Source organism: Micromonospora sp. SL4-19, from assembly GCF_047921475.1.
Lineage (GTDB): Bacteria > Actinomycetota > Actinomycetes > Mycobacteriales > Micromonosporaceae > Micromonospora.
The window spans coordinates 81119-94014 of record NZ_JBLROB010000001.1 but is presented as its reverse complement, the minus strand read 5'-3'; the positions used below and the strand labels follow the sequence as shown (position 1 = coordinate 94014).

The following is a 12896-nucleotide window of genomic DNA, read 5'->3' as shown; positions in this document are numbered from 1 at the left end:
GTTCGGCAAACACTGAACGACGGATCAGAAGGTTAGAGGTTCGAGAGCCTTGCCGCGGCCGGCCCGGCCGGGACCGGAGCGGCCCTACCGGATGTTCCCGGTGTGGCCGAGGGAGTAGCGGCCGGGCTGCGGCCATACGGTCAGGCCGTGCGGGCCCCGACCGACCGGGATCCGGGCCAGCAGCTTGCCGGTCTCCGTGCTCAACACGTACACCTCGTCGTGGTAGCGCCCGGACAGCCAGAGCTGCTTGCCGTCCGCCGAGAGACCACCCATGTCCGGACTGCCGCCGCCGGGGATCCGCCAGGTCGTCCTCGGTTTCAGGCCCGCCAGGTCCAGGACGGTCACGCTGCCCTCGTCCCGGTTGGTGACGTACGCCAGCCGCGCGTCGCGGCTGAAGTAGATGCCGTGGGCGCCCCGGCCGGTACGGATGAACCCGGTCTGCCGGGTGGCCTGGCCGTCGAAGACGTACACCCCGTGGGCGCGCATGTCGGCGACCAGGAAGTGCTGCCCGTCCGGGGTGAGCCGGGTGTCCTGGGGCATCCCGTCGGACGCCTCGGTGAGCCGGAAGTCGCGCAGCTTGCGCAGGCTGGCGGTGTCCAGGACCAGCATCCGATTGGCGAACTCACAACTGAACAGCATGGTCCTGCCGTCGGCGGAGTAGTCCATGTGGTTGATGCCGCCGCACTCGGGGAACCGGACCGACCGCACCCGCTGCCAGGTGCTCACGTCGTAGAAGTCCAGCCGCTGGTACGCCTCGGCGACCACGATCGCCTGCTTGCCGTCCGGGGTGAAGTAGAGGTTGTAGACGTCCTCGAGCTTCCGGAACTGGCCCGGCTTGCCGGTCCCGGCGTCGACCGGGACCAGGCCACCGTTGGGGATCTGACTGGACGCCACGTAGAGCGTGCGCAGATCGTAGGAGGGCACCACGTGCTGCGGCTCGGGCCCGCCGGGGAACTTGTCCACCACCTTGTAGGTCGCCGGGTCGATCACCCAGACGTCGTTGCTCTTGGTGTTCGGCACGTAGACCAGCGGGCGGTCGCCGCGCACCGGAGTGGCGAGCTGGTTGGGGCCGGCGGCGGCGTAGACGTTGCCGGCCGCTGGGTAGGTCGGCATGCCGGGCGCTAGCGGCCCGAACGACCGGCCCGCCGAGGTGCCCGCGGACGGGCTGGTCAGCGCCTCCCTGGTGGGTGCCCGGTCGTCGGTGCAGGCCAGGAGCCCGGCCGACAGGAACAGGACCGGCACGGCGGCCAGCAACCGACTGCGGGACATTGCCTCACAATAAGGGACAGATGCCTTAGAGGGCGGGGAGAGCCGCAGGGCGGTGATGCTGTGCCGTACGAGCCACTGCGCGAACCTGGTCACCGGGTCCGGGTCGGGTGCTGGCCGTCGTCCGGCTCCACTACGGTGGCTTCCGCGTAGGACTTGTGGCGCCACGCCGGCCACTCGGCGTTGGTCACCGCCCGGAGGATCCACTCGACCGGGCCGTACCGGTGGGTCCTCATCCAGCGAGCGCTCAGTACCAGCTGCGCGGCGAAGATGCCAAGTGCGATGGCCAGTACGCCGGCCGGTGGTACCCGGCCGATCAGCCCGAGTCCGAGTCCGGTGAAGATCAGAGCACAGATCAGGGACTGGCCCAGGTAGTTGGTCAACGCCATCCGCCCAGCCGGTGCGAGCGCGGCCGATATGCGACGCCCTGCCGGTGTGTGGAACAGCCGCAGCATCGTGGCGGCGTACGCGGCCGCCAGGGCCGTCCCGGTGAGGGTGGCTAAGGCAAGGCCCTCGTCCGTGGTGCGGCCGCCCAGGGCTACGACGGCAAACGCGCCGGCGAGACCAACGGGGTATCCAACGCGCTGGATCAGGCGCAGACCGCGAGTGTGCGCCGACACGTCGTCCAGCATCCGGCGACGGCTGGCGGCGAGCCCCAGAAGGAACATGGCCAGGGCGACCGGTCCTTGCAGCATCGCCGTCCCGGCGATCATATGCGGTATCGAACGGACGTTCTGGGCGATGACGGAGGCCGGTCCGCCGGCCAGCGCCGCTGTGATGCTTTCCCCGGCCATGAGGGCGGCCGACTGGTCGACCGACCGCGCCTCCGCCAGGGCCATCGAGCCGAAGAAGAGCACGACGACCCCCACAAGCAGCCCGGTCAGGATCACCGCCGTGCGTGGCCGGATCCGGTGTATGGCGAGCAAAACCAGCCCGAGTACGGCATAGGTGGTGAGGATGTCGCCGTGGAAGAGCAGCACGGCGTGCAGTCCGCCGAGCACGAACAGTCCGGCCATCCGGCGCAGGAATCGCGGCCGGAAAGTGGTGTTCCGGTGCCGCGTTGCGTCGAGTTGGAGCGTGAAGCTGTAGCCGAACAGAAATGAGAAGAGTAGGTAGAACTTCATCTCGAACAGCAGCGCCACGCTGTCGTGGATCCGATGGTCAAGCCAGGAGGGGTACGCCGGGTCGGGGATGCGGTGGAACGCGTAGCCCGAGGCGAAGTACCAGATGTTGACCAGCAGGATGCCGAACAACGCGAATCCCCGCAGCGCGTCCACGTCCAGGATCCGATCGAACGCATCACTGCTCGGTGGCGTCCGAGCCATGGCCCTCTTTACCCGGAGGGCAGCGGTGTTCACCACGGCCCGACCGGGATCCACGGGCCGCCGCCAGCCGCCTCACCACGGCCCGCCCGCGACTTAGTCCACCCTTGCGGTTCGAACCACGGCGAGCGGCTGCAATCGCACAACCTGCGCTGTCCAGCAGTCAGACGATTCGGTCGCGATCTCCGCCCCGCAGTCGCACACCAGGTTCGGGCCGTCGCAACCGTCCAGGCCGCAGCAGCCGTTCCGGCGCTCGTCGTCCGGATGCAGGTGACGCACCTGGCGGGTTGTGGCCGACGTCGACCACAACCCGCCAAGAACCGCCGCTCAGGGCGTGGCGAGCGCCTCGGTCGGGGCGAGGCGGGCAGCGCGGATCGCCGGGTAGAGCCCGGCGAGGGCACCGATCAGCAGGGTCGCGCCGACCCCGCCGGCCATCGCCCACACCGGCACCACGGTCGGCCACGACTGGGAGAACGCGTAGCCGGCCGTGACCCCGCTGCCCAGCAGCACCCCGCCGATCCCGCCGAGGGCGGACAGCAGCAGCGACTCGGCCAGGAACTGGGTGCGTACCTGGCCGCGGGTCGCGCCGAGCGAGCGGCGCAGGCCGATCTCCGGGCGCCGTTCCAGCACCGAGATGACCATCGTGTTCGCCACCCCGACCCCACCCACCAGCAGGGCGACCGCGCCGAGCCCCAGCAGCAGCCCGGTGAACGCCTCGTCGGTGGCCTGCTTCGCGGCGAGCGCGTCGGAGGGCCGCGACACCTTCACCTCGTTCGGCGCCTCCGGGTTCGCCGTCGCGCCGAGCACCGCGCGTACCGCCTCGACCGCCCGGTCGGCGGTGCGGGCGTAGACCGTGGTCGGGTGCCCGTCGAAGCCGAGGTACGACGTCGCCGCGTCCCAACCGACCAGCGCGGACAGGTCCAGCTCCGGAGCCAGCGGCGCGGGAGCCAGAATCCCCACCACGGTGAACCACCGTCCGCCGAGCTGGACCTGCACGTCCGGCCCGGCGGCGCCGATCCCGAGCCGCCGCGCCGCGGAGGCGCCGAGCACCACCGCCGGATAGCGCGCGGTGGCGGCGTTCAGCCAGGTGCCGCTGACCACCTCCAGCCCGACGGTGTCGCGCAGCTCGAGGCTGGCGGCCCGAGCGGCGATCCCTCCGCTCTCGCCCCGGGAGATCAGATCCGACCGGTAAACCCTGGCGTCGGCCAGCAGCCCGGTGGCGGCGACCGTCCGCACCGGCCCGATCCGCCCGATCATCGCCACCGACTCGGCCGGCAGTTGGGCGTTGTCGCCGAAGAGCGTGTTGCCGGGGCCGACGGTGAGCAGGTTGGTGCCGAGCTCGGCGAGCGTGCGGTCCAGCTCCGCCCGGGACGACGCGGAGATCCCGACGACCGACACCATGGCGGCGATCCCGATCGCGATGCCCAGCGCGGACAGGAACGCCCGCAGCGGCCGGGTGCGCAGCCCGACGCCGCCGACCCGCAGGATGTCCCGCGGACGGAGCCGGGCGGGCGCCAGCCGTACCGGCCGGCCCACCTGTGCCGCCTCAGGTCGCGACCGCGGGGCTCGCACCACCGGTTCGGTCCTCGCGCTCACGCCGGCACCCCCACGGAACGGTGGTCGGCCACGATCCGGCCGTCGCGCATCTGGACCCGGCGGGGCAGGCCCGCCGCGATCTCCAGGTCGTGGGTGATCACCACGATCGTGGTCCCGGCCGCGTGCAGGTCGCGCAGCAGCGCCAGCACCCCGGCGCCGGACGCGGAGTCCAGGTTGCCGGTCGGCTCGTCGGCCAGCAGCAGCGCGGGGGCACCCACCACCGCGCGGGCGATCGCCACCCGCTGCCGCTCGCCACCGGACAGCTCGTGCGGCCGGTGGTCGAGCCGGTGGCCCAGCCCGACCCGCGCCAGCGCGGCCTCCGCGCGCCGCCGCCGCTCCCGCAGGGGTACGCCCGCGTAGAGCAGCCCGTCGGCCACGTTGTCCAGCACCGGCACGTTCGGGGCGAGGTGGAACTGCTGGAAGACGAAGCCGATCCGGGACGACCGGAGCGCGGAGAGCTGCCGGTCACCGAGATCCGCCACGTCGTACCCGTCGATGCGCACCCGGCCGGTCGAGGGCCGGTCCAGGGTGCCGATCAGGTGCAGCATGGTCGACTTGCCCGACCCGGAGGGGCCGACGATCGCGACCAGCTCACCGGACCGGATGGTCAGCGACACCCCGTCCACGGCCCGTACGCCGCCCGGATAGACCTTGGCCACCTCGTCCAGCTCGACGACCGCGTCGCCGGTCACGTCGGCATCCCCACGGTCGCCCCCTCGGCGAGCCCGGCACCGGAGACCTCCACCCGGCCGGAGGCGAACAGCCCGGTCTCGACCGCCACGATCCGGGTCGTGGACCCCTCGACCAGCTGCACGCCGTAGCCGCCCTCGGCCAGCGCCAGCAGCGCGGCGACCGGCACGGTCAGCACGTCCTCGCGTTCGGCGGCGGTGAACGCCACCTTGGCCGTGGCCTGCTCGAAGCCCGTCAGCGCCTTCGGGTCGGCCACGGTCACGGTGACCTCGATCTTGGTCTCCGGATCGCTCTGGCCGCCCGCCCCACCGCCGCTGCCGCTCTCGATCACCGTCTCCGTACCGGAGATCGTGCCGGCGACGTCCTTGCCGTTCGGCAGGGAGACGGTCACCTTGGCACCCTTCCTCGCCAGCCGCTCGTCGTCGACGGCCAGGGAAACCGTCACCACCCGGGCGGTGCCGGTATAGATCAGCACAGGCTGGCCCGGCTGGGCCAGGTCGCCGAGATCCGCCTCGTGGCTGTCCACCCGGACCGCGCCGTCGGCGTAGACGACCCGGCCCAGCTCGACCCGGCCGGTCTCGGGCAGGCCGAGGTCCTCCTGCCAGTGCCGCACCGCATCCGCGGTGGCCGAGGTGTAGTCGTCGTCGACGGTGAACCCGGAGTAGCCGAGCGCCTTGAGGTTCTGCTCGAGCTGCCGCACGTCGGCGCCGGACATGCCGGGCCCCAGCGTCCGGTAGGCCGGCAGCCGGCCGTACAGCAGCACCACCTTGGCGTCGTCGACCGCGAACAGCGACTTGCCCCGGCTGACCTGGCCGCCGGTCATGGCCAGCGAGGTGACCGTGCCGCCCATGCGGAGCGATGCGGTGTGGGTGGCGCCGTAGCCGAGTGTCCCGTCGAAGCTCTCCGAGTCGACCAGGGTCTGCCGGGTGACCTGGGCGGTCGCCGGCGGCAGCCCGCCGCTGGCCGGCGTACCTGCGTTGCGGTCACCGACCCCGACCGCGGCCGCGGCCCCCACGGCGGCGGCGACCACCACCGCGGAGGCGACCACCAGCGGCGTACGCGCGCGGCGGCGACGACGGTTCCGCCTTGCGCCCGCCGACATCGGACCAGCAGGCGCGGTGACGGCGGGCGGCGCGGTGGTGCTGGCGGGTGCGGAGACCACCTCTGTTCGCGACTGCGGGGCTCGCAAACCCGGCTCAATCCTCGCGCTCACTGGGTCCTCTTCATCATCAGCGGCGTGTCACCCTGCCGGCACTTCTCGATCGCGGCCCGCACCGTCGGGCTCTGTGGGTCGAAGCCGGCGTTGCCCTTGATCTCGAAGCTGCCGTCCGGTCCTGGGTCCGGGAAGTCCGGCACCCCGTTCTCCCGCATGCACTTGGCGAGCTGCCGCACCTTCTCCACCTGCTCCGCGTCGAGCTTGATCGGCTTGCCGCCGTTGGGCATCAGGCTGCGGCACTTCTCCATGGCCGCCTGCGCCTTCGCCCGGTCCTGGCCGGCCGGGATACGGACCCGGAACCCGCCGCCCTCGCCGGGCTCCGGGTCCGGGAAGTCCGGCATCCCGTTCTCCCGCATGCACTTGGCGAACTCGCGCTGCCGGTCCTCGTCGCTGACTGCGACGACGCTGGCGCTGGGCGAGGCAGCGGCCGCATTGCCGCCGGCCGTGGCCACCTGCTCCCCGTCGCTGTCGGCACCGGCGCAGCCAGCGAGCGCCGGCCCGAGCAGCAGGGGCAGGACGAGCAGTGTCTTTGCCGCCCGTAGGCGCATCGCACGACTCCTTCCCGTACGGGCCGGCGCGGATCGCCGGCCGATACGGACGAGTCGACCGCAGCGGCGGTATCCGGGGCGTAACCGCCAGCGTTAACGCCCTCGTTATCCGCGACCGCGTCACCATGGGACGGTGCGAGTGCTTGTGGTCGAGGACGAGACGCTGCTGGCCGACTCCATCGCCGAGTGGCTGCGCCGGGAGTCGTTCGCGGTGGACGTCGCCTATGACGGGGACGCGGCGCTGGAACGGCTCGGCATCACCGACTACGACGTCGTGGTGCTCGACCGGGACCTGCCGGTGGTGCACGGCGACGACGTCTGCCGGGCGGTGGTGGACAGCGGAAGCGAGACGCGGGTGCTGATGCTGACCGCCGCCGCCGCGGTGCGCGACCGGGTGGCCGGCCTGGCCCTGGGCGCCGACGACTACCTGATCAAACCGTTCGCGCTGGTCGAACTGTCCGCCCGGGTGCACGCACTGGCCCGGCGGGCCCGACCGGCGGTTCCGCCGAAGCTGAGCCGGGCCGGCATCGTGGTCGACCCGGCCCGGCGGGAGGTCTACCGCGACGGCCGGTTCGTCGCGCTGTCCCGCAAGGAGTTCGCCGTGCTGGCGGAGCTGGTGCGGGCCGGCGGGGCGGTGGTCTCCGCCGAGGAACTGCTGGAGCGGGCCTGGGACGAGCACATCGACCCGTTCACCAACGTCGTACGGGTGACCGTGATGAAGCTGCGCCGCAAGCTCGGCGACCCGCAGGTGGTCGAGACGGTGCCCGGAGTGGGGTACCAGATCCCGTGAAGAGACTGACCATCCGCGCCCGCCTGACCCTGATCCACGGCGGCCTCCTGCTGCTCGCCGGCGTGATCCTGCTCGGCGTCACCTACGTGCTGGTCGACCAGCGGCTGCGGGAGCCGTTGAACGGTGTGTTCACCAGGGCCCAGGTCGTTCAGGCGGCCCCCTTCGGCAAGGTGCCCACCCCGGGCGGCGCGGCCGAGCAGGTGCGGATTCTGATCCAGGCGGCCCAGGACGAGGCGAAGCGCACCGCGTTGGAGTCGCTGCTCACCCAGGGCGGGCTCGCGTTGCTGCTGATCTCGGCGGTCGCCCTCGGCTTCGGCTGGCTGATCGCCGGGCGGGCGCTGCAGCCGCTGCACCAGATCACCGGCACCGCCCGCCGGATCGCGGCCGCCGACGCGGCCGGGCGTGGGCTGCACGAGCGGATCGCGCTGCAGGGCCCCCGGGACGAGGTGAAGGAGCTGGCCGACACCTTCGACCTGATGCTGGAGCGGCTCGACCGCTCCTTCGACGGCCAGCGGCGGTTCGTGGCGAACGCATCGCACGAGCTGCGCACTCCGCTGGCGCTCAACCGGTCGCTGCTGGAGGTGGCGATGTCCCGGCCGGGCGCTTCCGCCGAGCTGCGGCAGCTCGGCGAGACCCTGCTGGCGGTCAACGAACGCCACGAACGCCTCATCGACGGGCTGCTCACCCTCGCCGACTCGGAGCAGCAGGTGGTCGACCGCGTCCCCGTGGACCTCGCCGAGATCGCCGGCCACGTCCTCGACCAGGCCGCGAGCACGCCGGAGCTCACCGTACGCCGGCAGCTCGCGCCCGCCCGCACCGCCGGTGACCCGGTGCTGCTGGAGCGGCTGACGCAGAACCTGGTGGAGAACGCGATCCGGCACAACCTGCCGACCGGCGGCGAGATCGACGTCAGCACCAGCACCGCCGACGGCCGCGCCGTCCTCCTGGTCGCCAACACCGGCCCCGTGGTGCCCAGCTACGACATCGAGACGATCTTCCAACCGTTCCGGCGACTCCGCCAGGACCGCGTGGCCGCCCCCCGGTCGAACCCCGAGCGCGGCGGTGCCGGGCGCGGCTTCGGGCTCGGCCTGTCGATCGTGCGGGCGGTGGCCCAGGCGCACGGCGGCACCGTGCACGCCTACCCGCGGAACGGCGGCGGCCTCGTCGTGACGGTGGCCCTGCCACCCCTGGGCGCGGCAGTACCCGCGCAACCGGCGCGGGCCCTGCCCGCCGTCACGCACCGCTGATCGGCGAACCGTCAGGGACAGCGGTCAACAGTCGTGACCGAGCTGGCGGGTCACTTGCCCGGGGCCTGGTAGGCCACCTTCATCCGGACCGCCTCGTCGACCTCCTCGGGTGTCAGCACCGGGGTGATCCGCGTGTCCACGCCGCCCGCCGCCCGGATGGCGATGGCCAGCGCGGCTGCGGCCTTGTGGTCCGGCAGTTCACACACCACATAGGTGTCGTACTTGCCGAACGAGAAGTGCAGGGACTCGATTCGCCCGCCGCTGGCCTCGATCGCGTGCCGGGCTATCTCGGCGCGCTTGCTACCACCGTCCGAGACCAGGCCTTTGACCCCGTCGGTGGTGTAGGAGGATTCCAACAGGAATTTCGGCATCTCGACATCACCTCACACGTTTCCGGCACCGCGCGACCGCCGGTGCCCCTGCTCCTGGATTGGTCAGTTCCGGGATGCGCTCAGCGCGTCCCCTGGCGTTGGATCCGTTCGCCGCGTTCGACCTTGGCCCGGCCGTGGTCGCGTTCCGTCCCCGACGTCCCGGTCGCGGCCCGCAAGTGCCGGCGCTCTGGCGAGCGCTCGACCTCCGAGCCCTGCCGGCCCCGGGCGCCGCTGCCCGGATTCCGTCCGGCACGCGCCGATTCGCCACCAGGGTCGTGCTTGTTCGGCTTGTGACTACCCATGCGCAGTGCGTACCCGACCCAGCAGGCGGTAGTCATCGGAGGCGATCTCGCCAAGTAGCCGACTCCTCGCCAGGTTGAGCGGCAGCCGCATGACCGAGGCGGGAGGAATCCATTACAGGTCGCCCTGGCATGTGTGGAGTTCCGCCCGATGTCAGACCGGTCCGCTACCGTCGCGGAGTTATGGAGCCGCGGTTCCGCGAGACCATCATCGGGCGGGAGCACCCCGCGGGCCTGCTACGCGCCGAAGTGGACCGGGTGACCGCGAGTCACGGCGGCTTCGTGCTCGTCGCCGGCGAACCCGGCATCGGCAAGACGACGCTCGTCACGGCCGCGGCCGAGGAGGCCCGGGGACGTGGCGCGCTGGTGCTCGGCGCCGCCTGCTGGGATTCCGACAGCGCACCCGGCTACTGGCCCTGGGTGCAGGTGCTGCGCGGCCTGCGCCGCTCCCCGGACGACTGGGCGCTGGCCCGGGAGGCCGCCGAGTCCGGTCTCACAGTCCTGCTCGGCGAGGCGACCGGCGGCACGACCGACGAGGACGACGGCGAGCAGGAGGAGTTCGCGCTCCACGACGCGGTGACCACCGCACTGGTGGCGGCCGCCCAACGCCGGCCGGTCGTGGTCGTCCTCGACGACCTGCACTGGGCCGACCCGGCCTCGATGCGGCTGTTGCGGTTCGCCGTCCAGCACACCTGGTTCGAACGGCTGCTGCTGATCGGCACCTACCGTGACGCGGAGGTCGAGTCCGGCGACCACCCGCTGCGCCCGTTGCTGATGCCACTCACCGCGAAGGCCACCACCATCACCCTCACCGGCCTGTCCCGCGACGACGTGGCCGCGCTGATCACCCGTACGGCCGGCCGCGAGCCCGACGCCGCGCTCACCGACGAGGTGCACCGGCGCACCGGCGGCAACCCGTTCTTCGTCGAGCAGACCGCCCGGCTGTGGCGGGCCGACGGTCTGGTCACCACGATCGCTCCCGGCGTCCGGGAAGCCGTGCGGCGACGCCTCGCCCAACTGCCCGCCGCCGTGGTCGAGGCGCTGACCGTCGCCGCCGTGCTCGGCCGCGACTTCCACCGTCAGGTCCTCGCCGCCTGCGTACCCGCACCGGCGGCGCAGGTCGACCGGCTCCTGGACCGCGCGGTGACCGCCCGGCTCGTGGTCTCCCGCGGCGGCGGCCGGTTCGCCTTCGCCCACGACCTGGTCCGGGAAACCCTCTACGACGGGTTGCCCGACGAGGCCCGCCGCTCCCGGCACGGCGCCGTCGTCCGGGCCGTCGACCGTGCGGCGGCGCTCGCCGACCGGCTGATCCCGGCCGACCTGGCCCGCCACGCCTGGCTCGCCGGCGCCGACCTCGACCCGTCCCGGGCCGCCGACCTGCTGGTCGAGGCCGCCCGGGACGCGGGCCGCCGGCTGGCCGTGGAGGAGTCGGCGTTGCACTTCCGGCGCGCCCTGGAGGTCGTGGAAGATCCGGCCCACCGGGTCAAGATCATGGCTGAGCTCGTCCAGTCGCTGCGGCACGCCGGTGACCGTCACGAGGCCGAGCGGCTCCTCGCCGACGCCGCGGCGCTCGCGCTCACCCTCGACGAGCCGGGGGTGCTGGCCCGCGTCGCCATCACCGCGCACCGTCACTACGCCACCACCGGCCGCGCCGATCGGGAGGAGCTGCTGCGCGAGGCGTACCGGCGGCTCATCGGCGAACCCGACGGCAGCCTGCCGCTGAGCACCCTGGCCGCCGACCTCATCACCGCCACCGAGACCCTCGCCCGCCGCGGCCACGACGACGAGGCGCTCACCTTCAGCCTGTGGGCCCGCCACGACACCACCTGGGGCCTCGGCACCGCCGCCGACCGGGCCACACTGACCGCCGAGATCCGCGACGTGGCCCGCCGGACCGGCGACCGGGAAACCGAGCTGTGGGCGACCTCGCTGCGCTGGGTCGCGCTGCTCGAACTCGGCGACCCGCGCTACCACCAGGAACTCGTCGCCTTCGTCACGGCCGGGCGGGAGGGCGACATCGCGAGCCACCGGATGGGCGCGGCCGTCGACGGCGGCATCATCGCCGGATTCCGGGGCGACTTCGCCGAGGCGGACGAGCTCCTCGCCGAGCTGGCCGGCTTCGGCGGGTGGGAGCAATCCGACCACGCGTTCATGGCCCCCCACCTGCGCTGGGCGCGGCTGCTGCTGCAGGGCCGGTACGACGAGATCGACACGCTGCTCGCCGGGCCGGACACGGCCCGGCACCCCCACCTGGCCCTGCTCCAGGCGATCACCGCCGCCGAGCGGGGCGACGCCGAGACCGCCGCTCGGCTGACCGCCGGCATCGAAACCGCCGGCACGACGTACGCCGGGGCCGTGTCGCCGCTGTGGCTGCGGGTGCGCGCGCAGACCGCCGCCGCCACCCGCGACCCGCGGCGCTGCACGGAGGCGCGTCAGGCGCTGGCGCCGCACCGCGGCCGGTGGATGGCCGCGCTGTTCGGCTGCGACATCTGTGGCCCGGTCGACCACTGGCTGGCCGCCGTCGACGCCGCGCAGGAGCGCTGGGACGACGCGATCGCCGGGTTCGAGGCGGCGCGCGCCGCCGCGGACCGGATGGGTGCCCGACCCTGGTCACTGATCATCCGCGCCGCGCTGGTGGACGCCCTGACCGGTCGCGGTCGCGCGGGCGACGTGGCCGCCGCGACCGAGCTGCGTGCCGCCACCGCGGCCGAGGCGCGTGCCCTCGGCATGGCGCAGGTGCTGCACCGGCTGGGCGTCGCCGCTGCGGAGCCCGCCGTTGCCGGCAGCCCGGCCCCCGCAGCGCGCGGGCCGGGGCACGCCTTCGCCGCCGAGGGCGGGGGCCGCTCTGTTGCTGCCGCACCGGCGCCACCCGGCGTTGCCGCGGTCGTCGACCACGAGTTCCGCCGCGACGGCGCCGTGTGGCGCCTCGCGTACGCCGGCACGGTGGTGCACCTGCCCGATGCCAAGGGGCTGCACGATCTGCGCCTGCTGCTGAGCCGCCCGGGCGTCGACATCCCCGCGGTCGAGCTGCTCGACCCCGCTGCCGGGCCGGAGCTGGTCGCTGCCCGGCGCCTCGGCGGCGACCCGGTCCTCGACGACGAGGCCAAGGTTCGCTACCGGCGCCACCTGCAGCGGCTCGATGAGGAGATCGACCGGGCCGCCGCCCGTGGCGACGACCCGAAGGCGGCCGCCCTCGACGCCGAACGGGCCGCGCTGCTGGACGAGCTGCGCGCCGCGGCCGGGCTGGCCGGCCGCAGCCGCCGGCTCGGTGACGAGGCCGAGCGGGCCCGCAAGGCGGTGACCGCCCGGATCCGGGACACGCTGCGCCGGCTCGACGACCGCCATCCGGCGCTCGCCGCCCACCTGCGCGACAGCGTCTCCACCGGCAGCTCCTGCCGCTACCTCCCACCCGAGCCCGTGCCCTGGCACCTCTAGCACGCGTCCCCGCCCGACTCCGCGGCCTCGCCTTGGGCAGCATCGAGAACGGCTTCCGGCACAACTGGCGGTGGACGAACGGCGTCCGGTAGCGACGCACGCGAGCCCGTACGACG

General features: G+C 73.2%; 10 protein-coding genes. 3 read left to right on the top strand and 7 right to left on the bottom strand.

Annotated features, from left to right (window positions below; translation table 11 throughout):
- Positions 1-84: 84 nt before the first annotated feature.
- The 6 genes from ACNAVT_RS00440 to ACNAVT_RS00415 form a co-directional block, all read right to left on the bottom strand.
- Complete coding sequence (locus ACNAVT_RS00440; RefSeq protein ID WP_416291679.1) at positions 85-1269, bottom strand: YncE family protein; 1185 nt, start codon at positions 1267-1269, stop codon at positions 85-87.
- An 89-nt stretch (positions 1270-1358) separates the two neighbouring features.
- Entirely contained in the window at positions 1359-2408 is a 1050-nt protein-coding gene (locus ACNAVT_RS00435; RefSeq protein WP_416291677.1) for a DUF418 domain-containing protein, read from the bottom strand.
- 507 nt (positions 2409-2915) lie between these two features.
- On the bottom strand, positions 2916-4124 hold the full coding sequence (locus tag ACNAVT_RS00430) for an ABC transporter permease (RefSeq protein WP_416292804.1): 1209 nt from the start codon (positions 4122-4124) through the stop codon (positions 2916-2918).
- Between the two features lie 56 nt (positions 4125-4180).
- Positions 4181-4876, bottom strand: a complete 696-nt coding sequence (locus ACNAVT_RS00425) for an ABC transporter ATP-binding protein (RefSeq protein ID WP_416291675.1) — start codon at positions 4874-4876, stop codon at positions 4181-4183.
- Positions 4873-5976: an efflux RND transporter periplasmic adaptor subunit gene (locus tag ACNAVT_RS00420; RefSeq protein WP_416292802.1), complete on the bottom strand. Its 1104-nt coding sequence runs from the start codon at positions 5974-5976 to the stop codon at positions 4873-4875. Before ACNAVT_RS00420 ends, ACNAVT_RS00425 begins: the two co-directional genes overlap by 4 nt.
- Before the next feature lie 107 nt (positions 5977-6083).
- Positions 6084-6638, bottom strand: a complete 555-nt coding sequence (locus ACNAVT_RS00415) for a hypothetical protein (RefSeq protein ID WP_416291673.1) — start codon at positions 6636-6638, stop codon at positions 6084-6086.
- Positions 6639-6771: 133 nt separating this feature from the next.
- Here ACNAVT_RS00415 and ACNAVT_RS00410 point away from each other — a divergent pair, with 133 nt between their 5' ends.
- Together ACNAVT_RS00410 and ACNAVT_RS00405 are read left to right on the top strand one after the other, a co-directional pair.
- A complete protein-coding gene (locus ACNAVT_RS00410) occupies positions 6772-7428 on the top strand; it encodes a response regulator transcription factor (protein WP_416291671.1) in 657 nt (218 codons plus the stop codon).
- Positions 7425-8675: a sensor histidine kinase gene (locus ACNAVT_RS00405; protein WP_416291669.1), complete on the top strand. Its 1251-nt coding sequence runs from the start codon at positions 7425-7427 to the stop codon at positions 8673-8675. The genes ACNAVT_RS00410 and ACNAVT_RS00405 overlap by 4 nt, the downstream gene beginning before the upstream one ends.
- A gap of 50 nt (positions 8676-8725) precedes the next feature.
- Here the strand turns inward: ACNAVT_RS00405 and ACNAVT_RS00400 are convergent, their stop codons facing one another.
- Positions 8726-9046 carry a GYD domain-containing protein gene (locus ACNAVT_RS00400; RefSeq protein ID WP_416291667.1) on the bottom strand — a complete coding sequence of 107 codons (321 nt, stop codon included), beginning with the start codon at positions 9044-9046 and terminating at the stop codon, positions 8726-8728.
- Positions 9047-9528: 482 nt separating this feature from the next.
- Between ACNAVT_RS00400 and ACNAVT_RS00395 the strand changes: the two genes are divergently transcribed.
- Positions 9529-12780, top strand: a complete 3252-nt coding sequence (locus ACNAVT_RS00395; protein WP_416291665.1) for an ATP-binding protein — start codon at positions 9529-9531, stop codon at positions 12778-12780.
- The last annotated feature ends 116 nt before the right edge of the window (positions 12781-12896 follow it).